Source organism: Bradyrhizobium sp. USDA 4354 (genome assembly GCF_054060315.1).
Genome location: NZ_JBSSDC010000001.1, coordinates 538416 through 563591, shown reverse-complemented (window position 1 = coordinate 563591; position 25176 = coordinate 538416). Strand labels below are relative to the sequence as shown.

Below are 25176 nucleotides of genomic sequence, written 5' to 3'. Positions count from 1 at the left end.
GGTTCAGCAGCGCAGCACTACGTGCCGCGTTGCGCCCGGGGCACGAGACCGTCTTTCCCCTGTTATTTCCGTTCTGTTTCTGTTTCCCTCAGTCCGGCCAGCCGCTATCACTGGCCCATGACCGCGCTCCCGATTCGTGGCCCCGTTCGCATCATCGGCATCGACCCCGGCCTGCGCCGCACCGGCTGGGGCGTGATCGAGGCTGAGGGCAACCGCCTGATCTACGTCGCCTGCGGTTCGGTGGAACCGCCGGACGATCTGCCGCTGGCGAGCCGGCTGCTCGCGATCCACGAGGGGCTCGCGTCCGTCCTGTCCGATCACCAGCCGGTGGAAGCCGCGGTCGAGCAGACCTTTGTGAACAAGGACGGCGTAGCGACGCTGAAGCTCGGCCAGGCCCGCGGCGTCGCCATGCTGGCGCCTGCAATGTTCGGCATCTCTGTCGCCGAATATGCGCCGAACCAGGTCAAGAAAACGGTGGTCGGTGCCGGCCACGCCGACAAGCAACAAATCGCGATGATGCTGAAGATATTGCTGCCGAAAGCCGAGCCGCCGTCCGCCGACGCGGCCGACGCGCTCGCCATCGCCATCACCCACGCCCATCACCGCCAGAGCACCGCGCTCCGACTGAAGGTGGTGGGAATATGATCGGCAAGCTCAAGGGCCTGATCGATTCCTACGGCGAGGATTTCGTCATCCTCGACGTCGGCGGCGTCGGCTATCAGGTGCATTGCTCGTCGCGCACCTTGCAGCATCTGCCGTCGCCGGGCGAAGCCGCCGTGCTGTCGATCGAGACTTACGTCCGCGAGGACCAGATTAAACTGTTCGGCTTCCGCACCGATCAGGAGCGCGAATGGTTTCGCCTGCTCCAGACCGTGCAGGGCGTCGGCGCCAAGGTCGCGCTCGCGGTGCTCGGCACGCTGTCGCCGGCCGACCTCGCCAACGCCATCGCGCTGCGCGACAAGGCCGCGGTGGCGCGCACGCCCGGCGTCGGCCCCAAGGTCGCCGAGCGCATCGTCACCGAGTTGAAGGACAAGGCGCCGGCCTTTGCGAATGTCGATCCCGCCGTCGTGCATCTCGCCGGTGCCGTCGACGACCAGCGCGCGCCGCGCCCCGTGGCAGATGCGATCTCCGCGCTGGTCAATCTCGGCTACGGCCAGCCGCAGGCCGCCGCGGCGATCGCGACAGCGTCACGCAGTGCAGGTGAAGGCGCCGAGACCGCGCAACTCATTCGGTTGGGTCTGAAGGAACTGGCGAAATGAGCGACGGCCAGCGCCTCTCCGCGTGGGGCCAGGGCGCGGCACGCCAACAGTTGTTGCGGCTCGGCGGTATGTTCGTCGCTGTTTTTCTTGGAACGTTTGTTGCCGGATATCTTGCAATGCTGGCAGTGTCGGCATCAGGTTGCTTTCTGAGCCGTGTTATTCGATGCTTCTCGACCTCGCGCGACCTGATCGGGTTCAGCAGTTTTGCTCTGCCGAGACTGTCTTTGCCCGCAGCCATTACAGCGCTGTTGGTTACGACGATCTTTCTATTCCGCGGCATTGTCGTCTGGTGGAACGTTCTTGTCGCAAGCTTGCTTTCGGTTCTGGTGATAGGTCTGATTGATCGCGTGCCGTTTCATTCGGGCGAAGTAGTTCTCATCTTTGTGTCAGGTTTGATCTTCTTCGTGGGAGCTCAAGCTTCCCTTCTCATCCGCAATCGGCTCGTTAGATCCTTGATATGACCACTCCTCCCCGCATGGTCTCGCCCGAGCGCCGCAGCGACGATGTCGGCGACACCGCGCTGCGCCCGCAATCGCTGTCCGACTTCGTCGGCCAGCAGCAGGCGCGCAAGAACCTCTCGATCTTCATCGAGGCGGCGCGCAAGCGCGGCGAGGCGCTGGATCATGTGCTGTTCGTAGGTCCCCCCGGTCTTGGCAAGACCACGCTGGCGCAGATCGTGGCGAAAGAGCTCGGCGTCGGCTTCCGCGCCACGTCGGGTCCTGTGATCGCCAAGGCCGGCGATCTCGCAGCTCTCCTCACCAATCTTGAAGAGCGCGACGTGCTCTTCATCGACGAGATCCATCGCCTCAGCCCCGCGGTGGAAGAGGTGCTCTATCCCGCGATGGAGGATTTCCAGCTCGACCTCATCATCGGAGAGGGCCCGGCGGCGCGCTCGGTGAAGATCGAGCTGTCGAAATTCACCCTGGTCGGCGCCACCACGCGCGCAGGCCTCCTCACCAATCCCTTGCGCGACCGTTTCGGCATTCCGGTCCGGCTCAATTTCTACACGATCGAGGAATTGGAGAGCATCGTCAGCCGCGGCGCGCGCGTGCTCAATGTCGGCATGAGCGCGGACGGCGCCAACGAGATCGCGCGCCGCGCCCGCGGCACGCCGCGCATCGCCGGGCGCTTGCTCAGGCGCGTGCGCGATTTCGCTTCCGCGGCCGATGCCGACAAGATCGACCGCAAGATCGCCGATCACGCGCTGAGCGCGCTCGAGGTCGATGCCGCAGGGCTCGATGCCATGGACCGCCGCTATCTCACGACCATCGCGATGAACTATGGCGGCGGCCCGGTCGGCGTCGAGACCATGGCCGCGGCCCTGTCGGAGCCGCGCGATGCCATCGAGGACATCATCGAGCCTTATCTCATTCAGTGCGGCTATCTGCAGCGCACGCCGCGCGGCCGCCTGCTGACCTCGCACGCCTTCCGCCATCTCGGCATCGCCGAGCCCTCGCGCGATGCGGCGGCGCAGTTCGGCCTGTTCGGCACGGATGACAGCGACGAGTGATTTGCTGAAACGTTCGCCGGTCCGGCTTTGATCAATTTCCGGTAATCTCGTGCAGACGATCTGCACGAACACACCCCAATTCCGCTCCAATCAGATATCATCAAGACGCCGCATCACCATCGGGCTTCCATGATCACGCGCCGTCATCTCATCCGTTCCATCGGCGGCCTGTCCGCCCTCGGCGTCTCGACCGCCGCTTATGGCGTCGGCGTGGAACCGATGCTGCGGCTCCGCGTCACCCGCTATCATCCGACGCCGCGGCAATGGCCGGCGGATCTTCCGCTGAAGATCGCCGTCATTGCCGACATCCATGCCTGCGATCCCTGGATGCCGCTGGACCGGATCGCGGCCATCGTCGACCGCACGAACGCGCTGAACCCCGACCTCATCGTGCTGCTCGGCGATTATGTCGCCGGCCTGCATCAGGTCACGCGCATCATCCCATCGAGCGAATGGGCGAGGGTGCTGGCGGGCCTCAAGGCGCCGCTCGGCGTCCATGCCGTCATGGGTAACCACGATTATTGGGATGACAGGACGGTGCAGCGGGCCGGGCAGGGGGCGACCGTCGCGCATCGTGCGCTGGAGGCGGCCGGCATCCCCGTCTACGAGAACGATGTCGTGCGCCTTACCAAGGACGGCCGTCCGTTCTGGCTGGCCGGCCTCGGCGATCAGCTCGCCTTCCTGCCGGCGCGCCGGTTTCGGAGCATGGTGCGCTTCGGTGCCGATGATCTCAATGCGACGCTCGCCAAGGTCACGGACGATGCGCCGATCATCCTGCTCGCGCATGAGCCCAACATCGCGCCGCGCGTGCCCGCGCGCGTCGCGCTGCAACTGTCCGGCCATACCCATGGCGGCCAGGTCCGCCTGCTCGGCTGGTCCCCCGCGGTTCCGCCGCAGCATGGCGTCCGGCTCGCCTATGGTCATGTCAGGCTGAAATGCGACGTCATCATCTCCGGCGGCCTCGGTTGCAGCATCATGCCGCTCCGCGTCGGCGTGCCGCCGGAGATCGTCGAGGTGACGCTGGGGGGAGGGCCTTTGGTGACGTAACCCACGCTTGCGTGGCCGGCCGTTTTTGCGCAAAACGGCCCGGTTACCGACAAGCGAAGAGGCTCGCGACGTGACAGCTCATCTCGACGGCGAGATCCGCGACGGCCGCCACCACATGCAGGTCCGGGTCTACTACGAGGACACGGATTTTTCCGGCATCGTCTATCACGCCAACTACCTGCGCTACATGGAGCGCGGCCGCACCAATCACCTGCGGCTGATGGGCGCCGAGCAGCAGGCGCTGTTCGAGCAGACCGAGACGGAAGGCGCCGGCTTCGCCTTCGTGGTGCGCTCGATGCATCTGGACTTTTTGAAGCCTGCGCGAATGGACGACGTGCTCGATGTCGTGACCTGGCCGGTCGCGGTGAAGGGGGCCTCCATCATGCTGGCGCAGGAGGTTCGGCGCGGCGATGACGTGCTGGTCAAAGCCGAGGTCCGCGTTGCCTTCATCAGCGGCGGTCGCGCCCAGCCGATCCCGAAGTCGATCCGCACGCTGATGAAGGCCGATCTGGTTTCGTGATCGCTCGATAGCGGATGACCTATCGACTCTGCCAATTGCGACGATACATTCGCGGTCACGATCAACCGATGAGGTCATCATGTCGCGTCCGCCGCTTCCACCCTTCACCCGCGAAACCGCCGCGCAAAAGGCCCGCATGGCCGAGGACGCCTGGAATTCACGCGATCCGGTGCGGGTCTCGCTCGCCTATACCGAGGACAGCCGCTGGCGCAATCGTTCGGAAGTTTTTCAGGGCCGCGAAGCCATCGTCGCCTTCCTCACTCGCAAATGGGAGAAGGAGCAAGACTATCGCCTCATCAAGGACCTCTGGGCCTTCGACGGCAACCGTATCGCCGTGCGCTTCCAGTACGAATGGCACGATGCCGGCGGCCAGTGGTATCGCTCCTACGGCAACGAGCAGTGGGAGTTCGACGAGCATGGCCTGATGAAGCGGCGCGAGGCCTCGATCAACGACATCGCGATTGAGGAGAAGGACCGCCGGTTTCACTGGGCCGCGCCGGGACCGCGGCCGGCCGATGTGCCGGGATTGGGAAGCGACCCGTTCTGAGGTGCTTCCTCTCCCTCTCCCCGTTCTTACGGGGAGAGGGTTGGGGTGAGGGGCTGTCTCGGCGAATTCGGTGACAGTCGGACTCGTGGAGAATCCCCCTCACCCGGATTGCATCTTCGATGCAATCCGACCTCTCCCCGCAAGCGGGGCGAGGTGAAATCAGCGCTTCGCCAGAAACCTTGTAATCGCCCCGCCCAGCTTCGCATTATCCATCGGCTCCGCCAGCGACGCCCTCGCCGCCGCCACGACACCCTCCGGCGCCTTGCCGTCGCGCAGATCGCAACACACTTGCGCGAACCCGACGTCGAATTCCGGGTGCGGCTGCACGGTCAGTGTTGCGCCGTTGGCGTAGAGCAGGCCGGCATGCGGGGTGAACTCCGAGGAGAGGATCGTCAGCGCATCGGTCGGTGGCTCGATCACCTGGTCCTGATGTGAGGCGGCGATCGCGATCGTTTCGCCCTCGACGACGCCGTTCTCCGGCAGCACCTGATAGACGTGGCGGCCGATGCCCCAGCCCTTCTCGGATTTGCGCACGGTGCCGCCGAGCGCCTGAGCGATCAGCTGATGGCCGAAGCAGACGCCGACCATCGGCGTCTTGTTGGTATAGGCCTTGCGGACAAAGTCCTCCAGCAGCGCGATCCAGTCGAGCCCGTCATAGACGCCGGCCGCCGCGCCCGTGATCAGCACGGCCTCCAGCTTGCCGTGATCGGGAAGCGCATCGCCGTTGGGGATGCTGACGACCTCGACCGTCGCCGTCGGATCCTCGCTGCGGATCATCCGCTCGAACATGTCCGGAAACGAGCCGTGCTGCTCGCGATATTTTTGTGGGACCTGCCCGGTCTCGATGATGGTGATGCGTGCCATGTGCCCCCGGGTAACAGGTTGCGAAGCTCAGTTGCTTTCTGCCCCATGTTGCTGGTGTGGCGCTGTGCGCTCCAGCAGCGCGCTCTGCTTGCGGACCTCGTTGAGAAAGGCCTTCGCCAGGCGCGACAGCGGCTCGGCTTCCGACCATAGCATATAGGCGACCGCCTGGGTCGTCGGCGTGAACGGACGGACGACGAGGCCGCTGCCGCCGTTCTGCCGCGGCGAGAAGGGATCGACCACCGCAGCGCCGACGCCGGCGGCAGCGAGCACGCAGGCCGTGTTGCAGTAGCGCACCTCGACTGTCGGCTGGAACGGCGCGCCGGCACGGGCAAAGCTGTCGCGCACGGCCTCGCCCAGCCGCGTGCCGCGCTCGAGCCCGATGAAGGGCAGGCCGGACAGGTCCGCAGCCGAGATCACCGGCCGGTCGGCGAGCGGATGCTGCGGCGGCAGCACGCACACCATCTCGCCGGTATGCACCACCTCATGCGCGATGCCGGGATGATGCGTCAGCCCGAGCGCGAAGCCGAGCTCGGCGACCCGGCTCAGCACGCCCTCGATGATGCCCTCGTAGCGGCGGACGTCGAAGAACATGCGCGTCTCCGGGCGGCGGCGCAGGAATCCTGACAGTGCGGAGGGAATGATGCTGTAGGCGAGCGGCGGCGTCGCCACGATGGCGAGATGCCCGGAGCGGTTCTCGCGTAGATCGCGCACGCGGCTCTCGAGCTTGGCGTGCAGCGCGAAGATCGCCTCGCTTTCCTTGTAGAGCGCCATCGCTTCTGCGGTCGGAAACAGCCGGTTGTTGAGGCGCTCGAACAGCGCGAAGCCCGCCTGCGCTTCCATCGTCTTCAGCGCGTTGCTGACCGCAGGCTGAGATAGGGCCAGCTCGTCCGCCGCCGCCACCGTGGTGCGGTGGCGGATGACGGCACGCAGGATCTCGAGCTGGCGCAGGTTCATATCACTGCCGATTATACTCAGGGCTAAAACATCATAGCAAAGCGAATTGATTTTGCAGCCCCGCTCGCCCGTAATGACAGCGGATTTGCGCGTCGCATCAAAGGGTTCATTCGCCCATTGAGGCAGCATTGCGCACAGATTGGAGGCAGTTTTGGTTCGTGTCCTTCGCGCCGCCGCCGCCCAGATGGGGCCGACGCAAAAAGCAGATAGCCGCGAGCATACGTTGTCGCGGATGATCGACATGCTGGAGGAGGCCGCCGGCCGTGGCGCCAGCCTCGTGGTGTTTCCGGAGCTTGCCTTCACCACCTTCTTTCCGCGCTGGCTGCTCGAAGGCGAGGCTCTCGATCGGTATTTCGAGCGCGGCATGCCGAACCCGGCGGTGGCAAAGCTGTTCGATCGCGCACGTGCGCTCCGCGTCGGCTTCTATGTCGGCTATGCCGAGCTGACGCCGGACGGCCGCCGCTACAATTGCGCCATCCTGGTCGATCGCGACGGCGAGATCCTCGGCCGCTATCGCAAGGTGCACCTGCCGGGCTCGGTCGAGCCGCGGCCGGGCGCGCGCTACCAGCAGCTCGAGAAGCGGTATTTCGAATATGGCGACCTCGGCTTCCCTGCGTTCCGCGCCGGGTCGGCCTGGGCCCACGCCATCATGGGCATGATGATCTGCAACGATCGCCGCTGGCCGGAATCCTGGCGCGTGCTCGGGCTGCAAGGCGTCGAGCTCGTCTGCATCGGCTACAATTCGGCGGCCTACGATCCCAATGGCGGCACGACGGAAGACGGAGTCTTGCGCACCTTCCACTCGACGCTGGTGACGCAGGCCAACGCCTACATGAATGCGACCTGGGCGATCTCGGTGGCCAAGGCGGGCGAGGAGGATGGCTCCGGCCTGATCGGCGGCTCCTGCATCGTCGATCCCAACGGGCGCATCGTCGCGCAGGCGCAGACGCTGGCCGACGAGGTGATCGTCGCCGACATCGATCTCGATCTCTGCCGCCAGGGCAAGGACAAGATGTTCAACTTCGCCGCCCACCGGCGGCCCGAGCAATACAGGGTGATCACTGAACGCGCCGGCGTGATCGAGCCGGCCGTTCTCGACGCTGACTGAGCAGGTGGCACGACGCTGGCAAAGCTGACATGGGCAAAGGAGCTGACATGACACGCCTCTCATTTTCTCTCGCTGTTGCCGCGCTGGCTGCGGTGACCTGCGCGCGAGCTGCCGAGCTTCCGGCGGAGATCAAGCAGGCGGGCACATTGAAGCTTACCGTCAACTCCACTTACGCGCCGATGGAATATCGCGATCCCGCAACTGGCGAGCTGGTCGGGCTCGACATCGATCTCGCCAATGAGCTCGCCAAGCGGCTCGGCGGCCTCAAGATCGTCTGGAGCGAGACGCCGTTTGCCGAATTGATCCCCTCGCTCCAGACCAAGCGCGCGGACTTCATCATCTCCGGCATCTCGGACCGCGCCTCGCGGCGCGAGACCGCCGATTTCGTCGATTATCTCGCGACCGGCCCGCAGTTCTTCGTGATGGCGGAGAGCGCGGCCAAGGATGCAACCGATCTCTGCGGCAAGAAGGTCGGCACCACCCGCAGCACCAGCTTCCCGGTCGAGATCGAGAAGTGGAGCAAGCAGAATTGCGAGCCGGCCGGCAAGCCCGCGATCCAGTACGTTCCGGGCGAGAACTCCATCGACGTCCGCAACCAGCTTAAGCAGGGCCGCATCGACGCCGCCGTGCAGGGCAGCGAGACGCTGCCCTATGCGCGGACGCAGGAGCCCAGCAAATACCGCATCCTCGGTGAGGCCTTCGCCAAAGGCTATCAGGGCATCATGTTCCGCAAGGACGATGCGGCCCTGCGTGAGGTCGTGACGGAGAAGCTCGCCGCCATGATCGCCGACGGCGCCTACAAGGCCGTTCTCGACAAATGGGGCTTAGGTGCGAACGCAGTCGCCCAGCCCATGCTCAACGCGGCGCCGCAATGAAGCCGGCGCCGGCACTCGCGGAGGGATTTCCCGATCTGTCGGGCATGCGGATCGCGCGCGAGCCGCACTGGTTTCGCTGGATCAGCGCAGCCGTGATCGTCCTCGTGCTGGCTGCGATCGCGCGCGCGTTCGCGAACGGTCAGATCGAATGGTCCTATGTCAGCCGCTTCCTGACCGCAAAGGTCATTCTCGAAGGCATCGTCAACACCATGGTGATGGCGGTGCTGGCGATGGCCCTCGGCATCGTGCTCGGCATCGTCGTCGCGGTCATGCGGCTGTCGCCCAATCCGGTGCTGAAGACAGTGGCCGCCGGCTACACCTGGTTGTTCCGCGGCACCCCGCTGATCCTGCAACTGCTGCTGTGGTTCAATCTGGCGCTGGTGTTTCCGACCATCGGCATTCCCGGTCTATGGTCCGCGCGCGCCGTCGACGTCATGACGCCCTTTCTCGCCGCGCTGCTCGGGCTCGGCATCAACCAGGGCGCCTACACGTCCGAAGTGATGCGCGCCGGCATGCTGTCGGTCGACATCGGACAGTACGAAGCGGCGCAGGCGATCGGCATGGGACGGCTGCGCGCGCTGCGCCGGATCGTGCTGCCGCAGGCGATGCGCGTCGTGATCCCGCCGCTCGGCAACGAGTTCATCGGCATGGTGAAGGCGACCTCGCTCGCCAGCGTCATCCAGTACCCGGAACTGCTGCACAATGCCGAGAACATCTACTATGCCAATTCCCGCGTCATCGAGCTCCTGATCGTCGCCGGGCTCTGGTACCTGCTCGTGGTCTCGATCCTGACTCCGCTGCAGATGCTGCTCGAACGCCGCTTTGCACGCGGCACATTGCGGCTGGCGCGATGACAAAACCCCTCGTCGCGATCCGCTCCGTAGCCAAGAATTTTGGGGAGTTCCAGGCTCTCAAGAACGTCTCGCTCGACGTCTGGCCCGGCGAGGTGATGTGCCTGATCGGCGCCTCCGGCTCGGGCAAGACCACGCTGCTCCGCTGCATCAACCAGCTCGCCACGATCGATGCCGGTGGCATCTGGCTTGACGGCGAACTCCTGGGCGTGCGCGAGCAAAGCGGACGGCTCCATCGACTCAGCGAACGCGAGATCGGGCGGCAGCGGCTGAAGACCGGCATGGTGTTCCAGCGCTTCAACCTGTTTCCGCACAAGACTGCGCTGGAAAACATCACCGAAGGCCCGACCCAGGTTCAGGGGCGCAAAGCCGACGAAGTGCGCGCCGAGGCGATCGAGCTGCTCCGGCGTGTCGGGCTTGCAGCCAAGGCGGACTCCTATCCGGCGCAGCTCTCCGGCGGCCAGCAGCAGCGCGTCGCGATCGCGCGGGCGCTCGCCATGAAGCCGATGCTGATGCTGTTCGACGAGCCCACCAGCGCGCTCGATCCCGAGCTCGTCGGTGAGGTTCTTGCTGTGATGAAGGAGCTGGCGCGAAGCGGCATGACCATGATGGTGGTCACGCACGAGCTCGGCTTCGCGCGCGAGGTCGCCGACCGTGTCGTCTACATGGACCAGGGCGCGATCGTCGAGCAGGGGCGCGCCTCCGAGGTGTTGGGTGCGCCGCGCGAGGAGCGCACCAAGGCATTTCTTTCTGCGGTGATCTGAAGATAGGGGCGTGGTGATGAAGAGATTTTTTGTTGCGGCGGCGCTGCTTGGTGCCATGACCGTTTCGGCTCTAAGTGTTCAGGCTTGGGCCATCGAGCTGCCGCCGGAGATCGCAAAGCGCGGCAGCATCAAGGTGGCCTTGGTGCCGAACTATCCGCCGATGGAGTTCCGCGATCCCGCGACCAACGCGCTGTCCGGATTCGACATCGATCTCGGCGAAGCCATCGGCCGCAAGCTCGGCGTCAAGATCGAATGGACCGAGACGAGCTTTGCCGAGTTCATGCCGTCGATCTCGACCGGACGCGTGGACGCCATCCTGTCCGGCTTCACGGACTATGCCAGCCGGCACGAGATCGCGACCTTCGTCGACTACTTGCGGAGCGGTCCGCAATTCTTCGTGCAGCAGTCGCGCAAGGCCGAGTTCAAGGACGCGGTGGCGCTCTGCGGCAAGAAGGTTGGCGCCAGCCGCCGCACCATGTTCCCGGCGCAGATCGCGGCGTGGAGCGAGAAGAATTGCGGCAGCAATCCGATTCAGTTCGTCGGCACCGACGGCTCCGCCGACGCGCGCACCCAGCTGAGGCAGGGCCGCATCGATGCTGCTGCCCAGGGCAACGAGACGCTACCCTACATCATGGACCTCGAGCCCGGCACCTACGCCACGGTGGGCGAGCCCCTCGCGCAGCAATTCACCGGCATTGCCCTGCCGGTGAAGGAGAAGGCATTGCAACAGGCGATGCTGGAAGCGGTCGATGCGCTGATCGCCGACGGCACTTACAAGAGCCTGCTGGCGAAATGGAAATTGAGCGACAACGCAATAGAGAAGGCGACCATCAATGCTGGACAGTAAGGCACTCCAGAGCATCCCGCTCGTTCCGGCCAACACCGCGGATCCCGCGCCGGACTATCCCTGGCCGCAGCCGTACACATCCGCGATGTTCCTGTCCTTCGACGTCGATGCGGAGAGCGCATGGACCAGCAAGGATGCGGTGCATGCGCAGCGGCTGATCACCATGAGCTATGGCGGCTACGAGGCGCGCGTCGGCACGCCGAAGCTTTTGGAGCTGCTCGACCAGCTCGATCTCAAGGCGACGTTCTTCGTCACGGGCTGGTCGGTGGACGCGCATCCGGCGATGGCCGAATCGATTCTCAAGGCGGGCCACGAGATCGGCCATCACGGCTATCACCATCTCTTGCCAGACCCCGGCGATCCCTGGCTCGAGGAGGAGCTGGCGCGCGGCTTCGAGGCGCTGAAGCGCCGGCTCGGCGTCAAGCCGGCCGGCTATCGCGCGCCTTACGGCGAGTTCACCGAGGAATTGCGCGTCGCGCTGGTGCGCCACGGTATCGTCTACACGTCTTCGTTCCGCGACGACGTCAGGCCCTATCGCCATCGCCTCGCCGACGGCAGGCCCGGCACGATCGAGCTGCCGGTGACCGCGAGCTATGACGACTGGATGCACGGCCTCTCCGCCCGCTTCAGCCCGCGCTCGATCTTCCCCAAGGAGCATGTGCTCTCGATGTGGAAGGACGAGCTGGACGAAATCCGCGACTGGGGCGCGATGGTGACGACGGTGCTGCATCCGCAATGCAGCGGCCGTCCGATGCGGCTGCGGCTGCTGCGCGAATTCCTCACTTATGCAAAGTCGTGCCCGGATGTCTGGATCACGACCGGCGAGAAGATCGCGGAAAACTTCCTGCGCCACGAAGCCGGCAGCCGCTGAGCAGTGCTATGACCCGTCGCCGCATCCTCGTCATCAACCCCAACTCGTCGGCATCGGTGACGGCGGCGATCGATGATGCAGTGGCGCCGCTGCGCATCGCCGGCGGGCCTGAGATCGAGGTGGTCGGTCTTGCCGAGGAGCCGTCGGGCATCAGCTCGCAGCGCGACGCCGACAGCGTCGTCATGCCGCTGGTGAACCGCGTGTCGCGCGACGATGCGGATGCCTTCGTGCTCGCCTGCTTCAGCGATCCCGGCCTGCACGCAGTGCGTGAGGCGGCGGGCGGGCGCCCGGTCATGGGCATCGCCGAATGCGGCATCTTCCGCGCGCTGATGCTGGGCGAACGTTTCGGCGTGATCGCGCTGTCGCCGTCGAGCATCCGCCGCCAGCAGCGCATGGCGCGGGTGATGGGCGTCGATAGTCGCTACGCCGGAAGCTGGTCGGTCGGCGCGAGCGCGGCCGAGACGGCGGGCGCCGATATCCGCGGCCGCCTGATCGAAGCCGGCCGCGCGCTGGTCACGCAATGCCGCGCCGATGTCGTGGTGATGGGCTGCGCCGGCATGGCCTCGCACCGCACGGCGATTGCGGAGGCGATCGGCGTGCCCGTGGTCGAGCCGGCGCAACAGGCGGTGGCCGCTGCGATCGGCGCGGTCTTGTTGAACACGTAAGATCCTTCAGGAGCCTCTCGTAATGCCTGTCTCCCGCCGTTCGCTCCTCAAGGCCGCCGCTGCAGTGCCGGCGCTGTCGCTGCCGGGCATCGTTCGCGCTGAATCTCAATCCACGCTGCGCTTCATCCCCGTCATCGACCTCGCCTTCGTCGATCCCATCTACTCGACCGCGCAGGTGTCGCGAAACCACGGCTTCATGGTCTACGACACCCTCTATGGCATGAGCTCGTCGCTCCAGGTCTCGCCGCAGATGCTGTCGGGCCATGTCATCTCCGCCGACGGGCTGCAATGGGATCTCACATTGCGTGACGGCCTGTTCTGGCACGACGGCGCGCGCGTGCTGGCTCGCGATTGCGTCGCCAGCATCCGCCGCTGGGCCGCGCGCGACGGCTTTGGCGGGGAGCTGCTGGAGGCGACCGCAGAACTGTCGGCCGCCGACGACCGCACCATCCGCTTCCGCCTCAAGCGTCCGTTCCCGCTGCTGCCGCAAGCGCTCGGCAAGGCCGCGATCAATGCCTGCTTCATGATGCCGGAGCGGCTGGCGAGCCAGGACCCGTTCAAGCCGCTCACCGAGGTGATCGGCAGCGGCCCGTTCCGCTATCTCGCCGACGAGCGCGTGCAGGGCGCGCGCAACGCCTATGCCAAATTCGAGCGCTACCAGCCGCGCGCCGACGGCAAGCCGGATTGGACCGCCGGGCCGAAGGTCGTCCACTACGACCGCGTGGTCTGGACCACCACGCCCGATGCCGGCACCGGCGTTGCCGCGCTGCAGACTGGCGAGCAGGACTGGCAGGAGACCACGCCGCACGATTTGTTGCCGGTGATCAAGGCCGCCGGCGACATCGAGACGCGCATCCTCGATCCCCGCGGTTACGCCTGCATGCTGCGCCTCAATCATCTGCAGCCGCCGTTCGACAATCCCGCCATTCGCCGCGCGCTGCTCGGTGCGATCGACCAGTCCGCGTTCATGACTGCGGTCGCCGGCACCGATCCGGCCTTTCAGGTCTCGCCGATCGGCTATTTCGCACCCGGCACGCCAATGGCGAGCGACGTCGGTCTCGACGTCTTTCGCGGCCCCCGCAACTACGACAAGGTCAAGGCCGATCTGAAGGCTGCCGGCTACAACGGCGAGAAGATCGTGCTGCTCGTCCCCACCAACTCGCTGGCGCAAAAGCCGCTCGGCGAGATCGCGGTGGACTCGTTGCGCAAGGCGGGCATGAATGTCGAATATGCCGGGCTCGATTTCGCCGTGGTGTTGCAGCGCCAGTTGAAGAAAGACCCGATTGGACAGGGCGGCTGGAGCGCGGCGGTCGGCAATTGGCAGGGCATCGACTGGCTCAATCCGGCCGGCAACACCAACATCCGCGGCGAAGGCAAGGTCGCCGGCTGGTATGCGAGCGAAAAGATGGGGGCGTTGCGCAGCCAGTGGCTGGCGGCCTCCGAGCTTGCCGAGCAGCAGCGCATCTGCCGCGAGATCCAGGCGGTCGCGTTCGAGGAAATCCCCTATATTCCGATCGGCCTGTACAAGCAGCCGACCGCCTATCGCAAAGAGATCACCGGCATTCTCGACGGCACCGCCGTGTTCTGGAACGTACGCCCCGCATGAGCACAACAGCAATTTTCGGCAGCTATGTGCTGTCACGGAAAGACGGCGCGCAGGATGTGCTGCGCGACCATTGGGTCCTGGTCAAAGGCAAAAAGATCGCCGCAGTCACGCGCGACAAGCCGCGCGCGGACGAGGTCTATGACCGCCCCGGCCGCTTCGTGCTGCCGGGCCTGCTCAACTTGCACAATCACTGCTTCTCCGAGGCGGTGGCGCGCAGCCACACCGAGGACGGCAATGGCCGCAAGAACAACCAGAGCATCGTCTACACCGTGCTCTTGCCGCTGACCAAGCGCGGCGCCGATATCCTGTCGGCGGAGGAGCGCCTGGCGGTCGCGCGGCTCGGCATCCTCCAACTGCTCAAGGGTGGCGCCACCACGGTGATGGAGCCGTTCCGGAATTCGATTCCGGAAATGTTCGACGCGGCGGAAGAGATGGGCATCCGCTTCTACGGCGCGCCCTATCTGTTCTCGACCTCCGATGCCAAGGCCGGGCCCGACGGTGTGGTCCGCTATTCCGGCGACGATGGCGCCGCCGACATGGCGACGTGGGACGCGCTCTACCAGCGCTGGAACAATCGCGGCGATGGTCGCATCAGCCTCGCGATGAGCCCGCATGCCACCGACACCTGCGGCCCCGATCTTCTGAAGGCGTGCGCTGTGCGGGCGCGTGAGCTCGGCGTGCCCATCACGACGCACATGGCGCAGAGCCGCGCCGAGGTCGAGACCATCGGCAAGCGCTATGGCGGCCGCACGCCGGCGCAATATCTCGACTGGCTCGGCCTGCTGGCGCCCGATCTGATGGCGGCGCACTGCATGTTCAGCAGCGACGACGATCTCAAGCTGATGGCCGCGCGCGGCATGACCGTGCTGAACTGCCCGCGTGTGTTCGCGCGCGCCGGCATCACCGCGGCGTTCAGCCGCTTCGCCGAGCACGGCGTGCGCACCGTGGTCGGCACCGACGGCTACAACATGGACCTGCTCGGCGAGCTTAATGCGGCATCGCTGATCTCCAAGATCACCTCGGTGCGCCCTGATGTCGCGAACTCACCCGCACTGATCGAAGCGAACACGACTGTCGCCGCCGACGTCATCAAGCGGCCGGACCTCGGCCGGATCGAGCCGGGCGCAACCGCCGATCTCACCGTCGTCGACCTCACCCATCCGCATCTGCAGCCGCTGTTCGATCCGCGCCGCGCGCTGATCGCACTCGCCAACCGCGCCAATATCGACCAGGTCATGGTCGACGGCCGCGTGCTGGTCGATGAGGGGCGCTACCTTGGCGCGGATGAGGCGGCGATCACCGCAGCGGGCAGCGCTGCGATCGGCAAGATCTGGGATCTGCCGGAGGCGCAGGCGGCGTTCAACGGCTGATCGCCGTCTCGGGCAGTTCCTCGAACTCCACCAGCGCCTTGCGCATGGTCTCGACCAGATCCAGCGCCACCGGCGAGGGGCTGCGCTGCGCCGGAAAGACCGCGGAGAATTCGAAGTCGATGCGCGGCATGAAGCGGCGCACGACGACGCCGCGCGTTGCAAATTCCTGCGCGGTGAAGGGATCGCAGATCGCGACGCCAAGCCCCGACGACACCATGCCGCACATGATTTCCGACAGCGTGGTCTCGACCCTGAGCACGCGGCGGACGTCGTGGCGATGGAAGACCTGGTCGACGAGATGCCGGCTCGACGATCCCGCCGACAGCGAGATGAAGGTCTCGCCCTCGAAATCGCGCGGCTCCAGCACCTCTTTCTCCGCCAGGCGATGCCCGGTCGGCAATACCGCGACGCGCGCCGGCGCGGGCAGCCGCATGCTCGGCAGGCCGGAATGGGCGATCGGCACCTCGGCAAAACCGATGTCGCACTGGTTGTTCAGCACCCAATCGACCACGATCGGCGAGATCACGCCGAAGAAGGCGAGGTTGAGGTTGGGCCGCTCCATCAGGAAATGTCCGGCAAGGCGGGGCAAGTATCCGTTCGCCAGCGCCGGCAGCGCGGCGATGCGCAACGAGCCGGTGCGGCGGCCGCGGATCTCCTCCGCAGCCGCGGTGATGCGCTCGAGACCAACGAAGGAGCGCTCGACCTCCGTATAGAGCGCCATCGCTGCGGCAGTGGGCACGAGGCCAGTGCCGCGCCGCTCGAACAGCTCCATCTTCAAGAGCGCCTGGAGGTCGCGCAGCAGCCGGCTCACCGCCGGCTGCGTCACCACCATCAGCTTCGCCGCCTCAGTGACGCTGCCGGTCAGCATCGTCGCCCGGAAGGCCTCCACCTGCCGCGAATTGATCCGCGCCATCTCGCATACCAATCATAACATTTCAGCATGCAGAGGGTGCCATTATTCATTGGACGATGGAAGTATAGGTTGCGATCTTTTTCATCAGGACTGGAGACAGCCCGCTTTTTCGGCAGATTGGAGGGGTTCAAACCTCCAGATCGCGCCAAAACCCGCCGAACAGGGGCCGGAGCCCTGATCGGAAGCGGATTTGCGCGGAAGGAAATGCGGCAGCGTGCTTCAGCCTGCGAGACTCGTCGGCATGTCACCTCATTCCGGTATTGGAGATCGGTCCATATGAAGACTCTTCGCCTTCTGACAGCAGTCAGCATCGCGGCGCTCATTGCCGCCCCGTCGGTCGCCTCGGCTCAGCAGAAAACGCTCTATGTCGCCGGCTATGGCGGCTCGTTCGAGAAGACCATCCGCGACGAGGTGATCCCGGCCTTCGAGAAGGAGAACGGCGTCAAGGTCGAGTACGTCGCCGGCAATTCCACCGACACTCTGGCCAAGCTCCAGGCGCAGAAGGGCAACCAGCAGATCGACGTCGCCATCGTCGATGATGGCCCGATGTACCAGGCGATCCAGCTCGGCTTCTGCGGCAAGCTCGACGGCTTGCCCGCCGATCTCTACGACACTGCGCGCTTCAAGGACGATCGCGCCGTCGCGATCGGCATCGTCGCCACGGGCCTGATGTACAACACCAAGGTGTTCAAGGAGAAGGGTTGGGCGCCGCCGACCTCGTGGAACGACCTGAAGGACACGAAATACGCCAAGCAGCTCGTGATCCCGCCGATCAACAACACCTATGGTCTCGAAGCGCTCGTGATGCTGTCGAAGATGAATGGCGGCGGCGAGACGAACGTCGATTCCGGCTTCAAGATCTTCAAGGAGCAGATCAACCCGAACGTGCTGGCCTACGAGCCGTCGCCGGGCAAGATGACCGAGCTGTTCCAGTCCGGCCAGGCCGTGATCGCGGTGTGGGGCACCGGTCGTGTGCAGAGCTTTGCCAATACCGGCTTCCCCGTCGACTTCGTCTATCCCAAGGAAGGTGCGGCGACCCTGCTGACGACGGCGTGTCCGATCAACAAGCCCAATGCTTCGCCGCTCGCTGCGAGCTTCGTCAAGATGCTGCTCGATCCAAAAGTCCAGCTCGTGATGCTGAAGGATTATGGCTACGGCCCGGTGCTGAAATCGCTGGTGATCCCGCCGGAGCTCGGCAAGATGGCGCCGATCGGCGAGCGCGCGGCCAAGCTCTACAATCCGGACTGGACCGTCATCAACGAGAAGCGCGAGGAGTGGACCAAGCGCTGGAATCGCGAGGTCGAGCGCTGATCTGATCGTCGGTAGCGGAGACAGCGCATGGCTTATCTCGAGCTCGATCGGGTCGCAAAGCAGTTCGGCGTCCAGACCGTCGTCGACGACTTCAGCCTGTCGGTGGGGAAGGGGGAGTTCATCTCCTTCCTCGGCCCTTCCGGCTGCGGCAAGACCACGACGCTGCAGATGATCGCGGGCTTCCTCGATCCCACACGCGGCGCGATCCGGCTCGAGGGCAAGGACCTGACCGCGATCCATCCGGCGAAGCGCGGGCTCGGCATCGTATTCCAGAGCTACGCGCTGTTTCCGCACATGACAGCGGCGGAGAACGTCGCCTTTGGCCTCGAGATGCGTGGCGTGCCGCGCAACGAGCGGGCCGAGCGCGTTCGCGCCGCGCTCGCGATGGTGGGCCTTGCCGGTTATGAGGACCGCCATCCGCGCCGCATGTCCGGCGGCCAGCAACAGCGCGTGGCGCTGGCGCGCGCGCTGGTGATCAAGCCGAGCGTGCTGCTGCTCGACGAGCCGCTGTCCAATCTCGACGCAAAACTGCGCGAGGAGATGCAGATCGAGCTGCGCCAGATCCAGCGCACCATCGGCACCACCACGATCCTGGTCACGCACGACCAGAACGAGGCGATGTCGCTGTCCGACCGCATCGTGGTGATGAGCCAGGGCAAGATCGAGCAGATCGGTACGCCGCAGGAAACCTATGAGAAGCCGGCCTCGGCCTTCGTCTCGCAGTTCCTCGGCAAGACCAATGACTTTGCCGCGACCATCGAACGGACCGCGACGCCGGCGCGGCTGGTGGCAGGCTCCTGGAGCGCGCCGGCGCCGGCCGGCCTCAATGGCCCGGTGACCGTCAGCATCCGCCCCGAGCGCATCGGGTTCGGCGATGCCGGCCTCGTCGCAAAAATCGTCACGCGCATCTTCCAGGGCAATCACTGGCTGTTCCAGTGCGAGAGCGAATGCGGCCCGGCGATCGTGATCCGTCAGAATGACGGCAAGGCGCAGCCTGGCGAAGGAGAGGCCGTTCGCCTGTCCTGGCATCCGGAGGACATGAGCGTGCGCGCGAGGGCCGGCGCATGAGCGCGGTCGCCGAGGAACGCAGTGCGCGTGCGCCGTGGGCGCTGACGGCGCCCGCCTTGATGCTGTTCGTCGGGGTGCTGCTGATCCCGCTGGCGATGACCGTAATGTTGTCGTTCCACGATTGGGGCCAATACAAGGGCATCGAGCCGGTCTTCATCCTCAAGAACTGGCATGAGATCGCGACCGATCCCTACTACGCCGAGATGTTCTGGCGGACGTTTCGGATCGCGATCTTGACAACGCTGCTGACGGCATTGCTGGGCGCGCCCGAAGCCTACATCCTCAACCGCATGAGCGGCCGCTGGAAGAGCTTCTTCCTGCTGATCATCCTCGGGCCGCTGCTGATCTCGGTTGTCGCGCGCACGCTCGGCTGGGCGCTGCTGTTCGGCGGCAACAACGGGCTCGTCAACAAGCTCTTGATGTCGCTCGGCGCGATCCGGTCGCCTATTCCCTTCATGTTCACCGAAGCCGGCATGGTGATCGCGCTGGCGCATGTGATGATGCCGTTCATGGTGCTGTCGGTGTGGGCGGCGCTGCAGCGGCTCGATCCGCAGATCGAGAACGCTGCGATGTCGCTCGGCGCCGGACCCGTGACCATTATCCGTCGCATCATCATGCCGCAGATCATGCCGGGCGTGCTGTCGGGCGCGATCATCGTGTTCTCGCTCTCGGCGAGCGCCTTCGCGACACCCGCGATCATCGGTGGCCGCCGGCTCAAAGTCGCTGCGACGCTCGCCTATGACGAGTTCCTCAACACGCTGAACTGGCCGCTCGGTGCCGCCGTCGCAACGCTGCTGCTGGCCGCGCTGGTGCTGATCGTCGTCGGCAGCAACGCGCTGATCGAGCGTCGTTATGCGGAGGTGTTTCGATGAGACGGAACGGCCCGCTGGCGCTGATCTTCCACACCATCTTCGTCATCGTCATGGTGGCGCCGATCCTCGTCGTCTGCCTCGTCGCCTTCACGCCTGAGGGCTTCCTGTCGCTGCCGACCAACGGGTTCTCCCTGCGCTGGTTCAGGACGATCGCGAACTATCCCGAATTCATCCACGCCTTCTGGGTCAGCCTTGGCCTCGGGGCGCTCTCGTCCCTCGTGGCACTCTTGTTCGCGGTGCCGGCGGCGCTGGCGATCGCGCGCTATCGCTTCCGTGGCCGCGATGTGCTCGCGGCTCTCTTCCTGTCGCCGCTGATGATCCCACATGTCGTGCTCGGCATCGCTTTCCTGAGATTCTTTACGTCAGCCGGTCTCGGCGGCAGCTTCGCCGCGCTGATTATCGCGCACGTCATCATCGTGTTTCCGTTCGCGCTGCGGCTGACGCTGGCGGCCGCGACCGGCATGGACCGCTCGGTCGAAATGGCTGCGGTCTCGCTCGGCGCCGGCGGCTGGACGCTGTTCCGCCGCGTGACCTTGCCGCTGATCCTGCCCGGCGTCATCAGCGGCTGGGCGCTCGCCTTTATCCAGTCCTTTGACGATCTCACCATGACCGTCTTCCTCGCGGCGCCCGGCACCGAGACGTTGCCGGTGCGCATGTTCCTTTATATCCAGGACAACATCGATCCGCTGGTGACGTCGGTCTCGGCCTGCGTGATCGCTGTTACCATGACCGCCCTCATTCTGCTCGACCGCTTCTACGGGCTCGACCGTGTGCTCGCCGGCAAGGGCGATACGGGACGATAGGAGAACCTATGTCTAAAGCGTTTTCGAGCGAAGTGGACGCCGGTTCGCGTGAAGAAAACGCGTCCAAACAAAAATCAGAATACGACGTCGCCGTCGTCGGCGGCGGACTGCTCGGCTCCGCCATTGCCTGGGGCCTCGGCCGCCTCGGCAAGAAGGTCGCCGTGCTCGACGAAGGCGACATCACCAAGCGCGCCTCGCGCGCGAACTTTGCGCTGGTGTGGGTGCAGAGCAAGGGTCTCGGCATGCCGGCCTATACGGTGTGGACCGTGCAGGCCTCGCAAGCATGGGGCCGGCTTGCCTCCGAGTTGAAGCAGCAGACCGGCCTCGACGTGTCGCTGCAGCAGAACGGCGGCTTCCATCTTACACTTGGAGAAGACGAATTCGGTCAGCGCGCCGAGCTCGTCAAGCGCATGCACAATCAGGCCGGCGCCGCCGACTACAAGATGGAGATGTTGCCGCCGTCGGAAGTGAAGAAGGCGCTGCCGCTGATCGGGCCCGAAGTCTCCGGCGGCAGCTATTGTCCGCTCGACGGCCACGTCAATTCGCTGCGCACGTTCCGCGCCTTCCACACCGGCTTCAGGGCGTTCGGCATCGACTATTTTCCGGAGCGTCCGGTCTCGGCGATCAGCAAGAGCGGCGGCGAATTCCGCCTGACGACGCCCAAGGGCGAGGTGCGTGCCGCCAAGATCGTGCTCGCCGCCGGCAACGCCAACCAGACGCTGGCGCCGATGGTTGGTCTTTACGCGCCGATGGGGCCGACCCGCGGCCAGGTCGTCGTGACCGAGCGCACCATGCCGTTCCTGCCGCATCCGCTGACCACGATCCGGCAGACCGACGAGGGCACGGTGATGATCGGTGACAGCAAGGAGGACGAGCTGGATGATCGCGTGCTTAAGCCTTCGATCAGCGGCGTCATGGCCGATCGCGCGCAGCGGATGTTCCCGCATCTGTCGCGGCTCAACGTGGTCAGGAGTTGGTCCGGCATCCGCGTCATGCCGCAGGACGGCTTTCCGATCTACGACCAGTCGGAGACGCATCCCGGCGCCTTCGTCGCCTGCTGCCATTCCGGCGTGACGCTGGCTTCCAACCACGCTTTCGAGATCGCGCGCATGGTGGCGCAGGGCGCGCTCGAGCCGGAGCTGGTCGGCGCGTTCTCGGCCAGCCGTTTCGGTGGCGCGGGCGCTACCAGCAGCAGCGGCTATTGAAGACTCTGAGAAGGAGCCAAGGGGCATCCCATGTTTAGACGATCCGAACAGGACAAGCGCCCACAGGTGCAGATCTTCGTCGACGGCGTTGCCGTCGCGGCGCGCCAAGGCGACACCGTCTCCGCCGCGCTATTGGCATCCGGTCAGGACGCACGCCGTTCCACCGCAGTCAGCGGTGCTCCGCGCCTGCCCTATTGCATGATGGGCGTCTGCTTCGACTGCCTCGTCACCATCGACGGCGTCGGCAACCGTCAGGGCTGCCTCGTGCCTGTCGCCGAAGGCATGCAGATCGAGATTCAGAAGGGCAAGCGGGAGATCGGAAAATGACTGTGGCTCCCAAGCGCGACGATTACGACGTCGTGGTGATCGGCGCCGGGCCTGCGGGTCTTGCTGCTGCCGCGACAGCCGCTCAAGCCGGCCTGTCGACGCTGCTGCTCGACGAGAACATCGGCCCAGGCGGCCAAGTGTTTCGTGCCATCGCTTCGACGCCGGTCACCGAGCGCGATCAGCTCGGCGCCGAGTATTGGGTTGGAGCCGGTCTCGTGCAGTCGCTGCGCGCAAGCAACGCCGAGGTGATCCATCGTGCCACAGTCTGGAGCCTCGACCGCAATCTCGACATCGCCGTTTCGATCGGCGGCGCCTCGGCCTTCGTCAAGGCGAAGCGCGTGATCCTCGCGACCGGCGCGCTGGAGCGGCCGTTCCCGATTCCTGGCTGGACGTTGCCGGGCGTGATGACCGCAGGCGCCGCGCAGACGATGCTGAAATCGTCAGCTCTGGTGCCGGACGGACGCACGGTGATTGCGGGGCAGGGCCCGCTGCTCTGGCTCCTCGCCGCGCAGATCTTGCGGCTTGGCGGCCGCATCGACCGTATCCTCGACACCACCGAGCGCGGCAATTATTTCGCGGCGCTGCCGCATGCGTTCGCGTTCCTGACCTCGCCCTATTTTTCCAAGGGCCTGTCGATGATGCGCGAGGTGAAGGCGAAGGTGCAGGTCATCTCCGGCGTCACGGAGCTTGCTGCGGCGGGTGACGGCCAGCTCGCGAGTGTCAGCTATGTCGCCGGCAGCAAGCGCGAGACGATCCCTGCGGACCTGTTGCTGCTGCATCAGGGTGTCGTGCCCAACGTCAATCTAGCGATGGCGGCTGGTGTCGAGCATCGCTGGGATGATCTGCAATTGTGCTGGTCGCCGGCGCTGGACGCGAGCGGCAATTCGTCGGTTGCTGGCATCGCAATCGCGGGTGACGGCGCCGGCATCGGCGGTGCCAATGCAGCGGTGGTGCGCGGTCGCATTGCCGCGCGTGCCGCTGTCGAAGCACTTGCCCCCGCGGCTGTCGCAAAACTTCCCGCAATGGCGGCGCTCCGTTCCGACCTCGCCAAGGCTGAGCGCGGTCGCGTCTTCCTCGACACGCTGTTCCGCCCCGCGCCGCAGTTCCGCATTCCCTCGGGCGATACCATCGTCTGTCGTTGCGAAGAGGTCACGGCGAAGGACGTTCTCGATTCCGTCGCGATCGGCGCGACGGGGCCGAACCAGCTCAAGGCCTATCGTCGCACCGGCATGGGCCCGTGCCAGGGCCGGCTCTGCGGCCTCACTGTCACCGAGCTAATGGCGCAGGCGCGCGGCAAGACCCCGCAGGAGATCGGTTACTACCGGCTGCGGGCGCCGGTGAAGCCGATCACGCTCGCCGAGCTCGCCGCCGTTCCAAAGAGCGAGGCCGACGTCAAGGCCGTGGTGCGCGGATGAGCAGACACGTGGATGCGATCGTCATTGGCGGCGGCATCCACGGATGCTCGACCACGTTACATCTTTGCCTCGCCGGCCTGAAGCCGGTGCTGATCGAGAAGGACTATGCCGGCCGCCATGCCTCCGGCGTCAATGCCGGCGGCGTGCGCCAGCTTGCGCGGCACATCCCGGAGATTCCGCTCTCGATCCGCTCGATGGGCATCTGGGAAAAGATTTCGGAGCTCGTCGACGACGATTGCAGTTTCGAGAGCCACGGCCAGGTGCTGGTCGCCGAGAACGAGGACGAGCTCGCCGTCTGCCGCGCGCGCGTCGCCGAGCTCAATGCGCTCGGCTTCACCCATGAGGAACTGGTCGACGCCGACGAATTGCGGCGCCTCGTGCCTGCGGTGGCCGAGACTTGTCCCGGCGGTGTGGTCTCGCACCGCGACGGCGCGGCCAATCCGGCGCAGACGACGACGGCGTTCCGGCGCAAGGCGGAGCAGTTAGGTGCGACCGTGCGCGAAGGCGTGGCCGCCGGCAACATCCGCTACAACGACGGCCTCTGGCACGTCGATGTCGGTTCGGAGAGTTTTGCCGCGCCGGTGCTCGTCAATGCCGCCGGCGCCTGGGCCGGCAAGATCGCGGCTGATCTCGGTGAGCCGGTGCCGGTCGAGACCGTGGCGCCGATGCTGATGATCACCTCGCGCGTGCCGCACTTCATCGACCCCGTCGTGATCCTGCGCGGGCGAAAGCTCTCCTTCAAGCAGTTCAAGAACGGCACCGTGCTGATCGGCGGCGGCCATCTGGCGACGCCCAATCAGGACCGCAACGAGACGGTGCTGGACTGGAGGAGCCTCGCGACAAGCGCGCAGACCGTGTTCGAGCTGTTCCCGGTGATGCGCCGCGCGACCATTGTTCGCGCCTGGGCCGGCATCGAGGCCAAGATGAAGGACGACATCCCCGTGTTCGGGCCGAGCTCCCGCCACAGGGGGCTCTATCACCAGTTCGGCTTCTCGCTGCATGGCTTTCAGCTCGGCCCCGGCGCCGGCGCCGTCATGGCGGAGCTGATCGTCAACGGCGGCACCCAGACCCGCGTCAGCGATCTCGGCATCGACCGCTTCCATCCTTCCACGCTCTAAGAAGAGGACATCATGAGCATCACCCGCAGCATCCGCACGCCCATCATGCACCGCGCCGTCGAGGCCAATGGTTTCGTCTTCCTTGGCGGCACCATCGCCGACGACACCTCGGTCTCGATGGGCGAGCAGACCCGCAACATCCTCGACAAGATTGCCGGCTATCTGAAGGAAGCGGGAACCGACAAGTCGCGCGTCGTCAGTTCTTCGATCTTCGTCACCGATCTTTCCAGGAAGAAGGAGATGGATGCGGCCTGGACCAAGTTCTTCGGCGACAATCTCCCCACTCGCGCCACAGTCGGCGTCGCCGATCTCGGCGGCGGCGCGCTGATCGAGGTGGTGGTCACCGCGCTCAAGGGCTGATCGCGCAAGGCGACGAAGGACGACAGCGCCTCTGGCGCTGTTGTCCCCTCGCGCCGCGCCTTGATCTCGCCCTTCGATGGGACTACGTAGAGAGCTCCTCAATCAGGATATTCGCAGCCATGGATT

The 25176-nt window shown here is 65.5% G+C and carries 28 protein-coding genes; 25 read left to right on the top strand and 3 right to left on the bottom strand.

All coding sequences use genetic code 11. From position 1 onward, the window contains the following. The first annotated feature begins 117 nt into the window (after positions 1-117). The 7 genes from ruvC (at position 118) to ACVIIV_RS02685 (ending at position 4883) form a co-directional block, all read left to right on the top strand. Positions 118-645 (top strand): crossover junction endodeoxyribonuclease RuvC, encoded by a 528-nt coding sequence (gene ruvC, locus ACVIIV_RS02715; protein WP_456748653.1) that lies wholly within the window; start codon positions 118-120, stop codon positions 643-645. Continuing rightward, the gene (gene ruvA, locus ACVIIV_RS02710) at positions 642-1259 is read left to right on the top strand and encodes a Holliday junction branch migration protein RuvA (protein ID WP_456742792.1); all 618 of its coding nucleotides are present in this window, start codon (positions 642-644) and stop codon (positions 1257-1259) included. Before ruvC ends, ruvA begins: the two co-directional genes overlap by 4 nt. Next, complete coding sequence (locus ACVIIV_RS02705; RefSeq protein ID WP_456742791.1) at positions 1256-1720, top strand: hypothetical protein; 465 nt, start codon at positions 1256-1258, stop codon at positions 1718-1720. The genes ruvA and ACVIIV_RS02705 overlap by 4 nt, the downstream gene beginning before the upstream one ends. Continuing rightward, entirely contained in the window at positions 1717-2769 is a 1053-nt protein-coding gene (ruvB, locus tag ACVIIV_RS02700; RefSeq protein WP_456742790.1) for a Holliday junction branch migration DNA helicase RuvB, read from the top strand. The genes ACVIIV_RS02705 and ruvB overlap by 4 nt, the downstream gene beginning before the upstream one ends. A gap of 129 nt (positions 2770-2898) precedes the next feature. Beyond that, positions 2899-3816 (top strand): metallophosphoesterase, encoded by a 918-nt coding sequence (locus tag ACVIIV_RS02695; protein ID WP_456742789.1) that lies wholly within the window; start codon positions 2899-2901, stop codon positions 3814-3816. A 70-nt stretch (positions 3817-3886) separates the two neighbouring features. Then, positions 3887-4336 carry a tol-pal system-associated acyl-CoA thioesterase gene (gene ybgC / locus ACVIIV_RS02690; protein WP_456742788.1) on the top strand — a complete coding sequence of 150 codons (450 nt, stop codon included), beginning with the start codon at positions 3887-3889 and terminating at the stop codon, positions 4334-4336. A gap of 79 nt (positions 4337-4415) precedes the next feature. Beyond that, a complete protein-coding gene (locus ACVIIV_RS02685) occupies positions 4416-4883 on the top strand; it encodes a nuclear transport factor 2 family protein (protein WP_456742787.1) in 468 nt (155 codons plus the stop codon). Positions 4884-5042: 159 nt separating this feature from the next. On the opposite strand, the gene ACVIIV_RS02680 is transcribed toward ACVIIV_RS02685, so the two are convergent. After that, positions 5043-5747, bottom strand: a complete 705-nt coding sequence (locus ACVIIV_RS02680) for a type 1 glutamine amidotransferase (protein WP_456742786.1) — start codon at positions 5745-5747, stop codon at positions 5043-5045. A gap of 27 nt (positions 5748-5774) precedes the next feature. Further along, positions 5775-6701, bottom strand: coding sequence for a LysR family transcriptional regulator (locus tag ACVIIV_RS02675; RefSeq protein WP_456742785.1), 927 nt, complete (start codon positions 6699-6701; stop codon positions 5775-5777). Positions 6702-6852: 151 nt separating this feature from the next. On the opposite strand from ACVIIV_RS02675, the gene ACVIIV_RS02670 reads away from it, so the two are divergent. Genes ACVIIV_RS02670 through ACVIIV_RS02630 form a run of 9 tightly spaced genes read left to right on the top strand, consistent with a single transcriptional unit; the run spans position 6853 to position 15658 of the window. Next, positions 6853-7809: an N-carbamoyl-D-amino-acid hydrolase gene (locus tag ACVIIV_RS02670; RefSeq protein ID WP_456742784.1), complete on the top strand. Its 957-nt coding sequence runs from the start codon at positions 6853-6855 to the stop codon at positions 7807-7809. 47 nt (positions 7810-7856) lie between these two features. After that, entirely contained in the window at positions 7857-8684 is an 828-nt protein-coding gene (locus tag ACVIIV_RS02665) for an ABC transporter substrate-binding protein (RefSeq protein WP_456742783.1), read from the top strand. Further along, complete coding sequence (locus ACVIIV_RS02660; protein WP_456742782.1) at positions 8681-9538, top strand: amino acid ABC transporter permease; 858 nt, start codon at positions 8681-8683, stop codon at positions 9536-9538. Before ACVIIV_RS02665 ends, ACVIIV_RS02660 begins: the two co-directional genes overlap by 4 nt. After that, a complete protein-coding gene (locus ACVIIV_RS02655; protein ID WP_456742781.1) occupies positions 9535-10299 on the top strand; it encodes an amino acid ABC transporter ATP-binding protein in 765 nt (254 codons plus the stop codon). Before ACVIIV_RS02660 ends, ACVIIV_RS02655 begins: the two co-directional genes overlap by 4 nt. A 16-nt stretch (positions 10300-10315) precedes the next feature. Continuing rightward, a complete protein-coding gene (locus ACVIIV_RS02650; protein WP_456742780.1) occupies positions 10316-11146 on the top strand; it encodes an ABC transporter substrate-binding protein in 831 nt (276 codons plus the stop codon). Continuing rightward, the gene (locus ACVIIV_RS02645; protein ID WP_456742779.1) at positions 11133-12017 is read left to right on the top strand and encodes a polysaccharide deacetylase family protein; all 885 of its coding nucleotides are present in this window, start codon (positions 11133-11135) and stop codon (positions 12015-12017) included. Before ACVIIV_RS02650 ends, ACVIIV_RS02645 begins: the two co-directional genes overlap by 14 nt. Positions 12018-12025: 8 nt before the next feature. Then, entirely contained in the window at positions 12026-12682 is a 657-nt protein-coding gene (locus tag ACVIIV_RS02640) for an aspartate/glutamate racemase family protein (protein WP_456742778.1), read from the top strand. A gap of 22 nt (positions 12683-12704) precedes the next feature. Then, positions 12705-14288: an ABC transporter substrate-binding protein gene (locus ACVIIV_RS02635; protein WP_456742777.1), complete on the top strand. Its 1584-nt coding sequence runs from the start codon at positions 12705-12707 to the stop codon at positions 14286-14288. Beyond that, on the top strand, positions 14285-15658 hold the full coding sequence (locus tag ACVIIV_RS02630; RefSeq protein WP_456742776.1) for an amidohydrolase family protein: 1374 nt from the start codon (positions 14285-14287) through the stop codon (positions 15656-15658). The genes ACVIIV_RS02635 and ACVIIV_RS02630 overlap by 4 nt, the downstream gene beginning before the upstream one ends. Here the strand turns inward: ACVIIV_RS02630 and ACVIIV_RS02625 are convergent. After that, positions 15648-16571: a LysR substrate-binding domain-containing protein gene (locus ACVIIV_RS02625; protein ID WP_456742775.1), complete on the bottom strand. Its 924-nt coding sequence runs from the start codon at positions 16569-16571 to the stop codon at positions 15648-15650. The genes ACVIIV_RS02630 and ACVIIV_RS02625 overlap by 11 nt on opposite strands. A gap of 276 nt (positions 16572-16847) precedes the next feature. On the opposite strand from ACVIIV_RS02625, the gene ACVIIV_RS02620 reads away from it, so the two are divergent. The 9 genes from ACVIIV_RS02620 to ACVIIV_RS02580 are packed head-to-tail and all read left to right on the top strand — an operon-like array spanning position 16848 to position 25050. Then, complete coding sequence (locus tag ACVIIV_RS02620) at positions 16848-17882, top strand: ABC transporter substrate-binding protein (protein WP_456742774.1); 1035 nt, start codon at positions 16848-16850, stop codon at positions 17880-17882. Between the two features lie 27 nt (positions 17883-17909). Further along, positions 17910-18950, top strand: a complete 1041-nt coding sequence (locus ACVIIV_RS02615; protein WP_456742773.1) for an ABC transporter ATP-binding protein — start codon at positions 17910-17912, stop codon at positions 18948-18950. After that, complete coding sequence (locus ACVIIV_RS02610) at positions 18947-19822, top strand: ABC transporter permease (RefSeq protein ID WP_456742772.1); 876 nt, start codon at positions 18947-18949, stop codon at positions 19820-19822. The genes ACVIIV_RS02615 and ACVIIV_RS02610 overlap by 4 nt, the downstream gene beginning before the upstream one ends. Further along, complete coding sequence (locus tag ACVIIV_RS02605; RefSeq protein WP_456742771.1) at positions 19819-20625, top strand: ABC transporter permease; 807 nt, start codon at positions 19819-19821, stop codon at positions 20623-20625. Before ACVIIV_RS02610 ends, ACVIIV_RS02605 begins: the two co-directional genes overlap by 4 nt. Positions 20626-20633: 8 nt before the next feature. Further along, entirely contained in the window at positions 20634-21830 is a 1197-nt protein-coding gene (locus ACVIIV_RS02600) for an NAD(P)/FAD-dependent oxidoreductase (protein ID WP_456742770.1), read from the top strand. A gap of 30 nt (positions 21831-21860) precedes the next feature. Beyond that, positions 21861-22157 (top strand): (2Fe-2S)-binding protein, encoded by a 297-nt coding sequence (locus tag ACVIIV_RS02595; protein ID WP_212298280.1) that lies wholly within the window; start codon positions 21861-21863, stop codon positions 22155-22157. Further along, the gene (locus tag ACVIIV_RS02590; protein ID WP_456742769.1) at positions 22154-23572 is read left to right on the top strand and encodes an FAD/NAD(P)-dependent oxidoreductase; all 1419 of its coding nucleotides are present in this window, start codon (positions 22154-22156) and stop codon (positions 23570-23572) included. The genes ACVIIV_RS02595 and ACVIIV_RS02590 overlap by 4 nt, the downstream gene beginning before the upstream one ends. Further along, the gene (locus ACVIIV_RS02585; protein WP_456742768.1) at positions 23569-24690 is read left to right on the top strand and encodes an NAD(P)/FAD-dependent oxidoreductase; all 1122 of its coding nucleotides are present in this window, start codon (positions 23569-23571) and stop codon (positions 24688-24690) included. Before ACVIIV_RS02590 ends, ACVIIV_RS02585 begins: the two co-directional genes overlap by 4 nt. 12 nt (positions 24691-24702) lie before the next feature. Further along, positions 24703-25050 (top strand): RidA family protein, encoded by a 348-nt coding sequence (locus ACVIIV_RS02580; protein ID WP_456742767.1) that lies wholly within the window; start codon positions 24703-24705, stop codon positions 25048-25050. Positions 25051-25176: the final 126 nt, after the last annotated feature.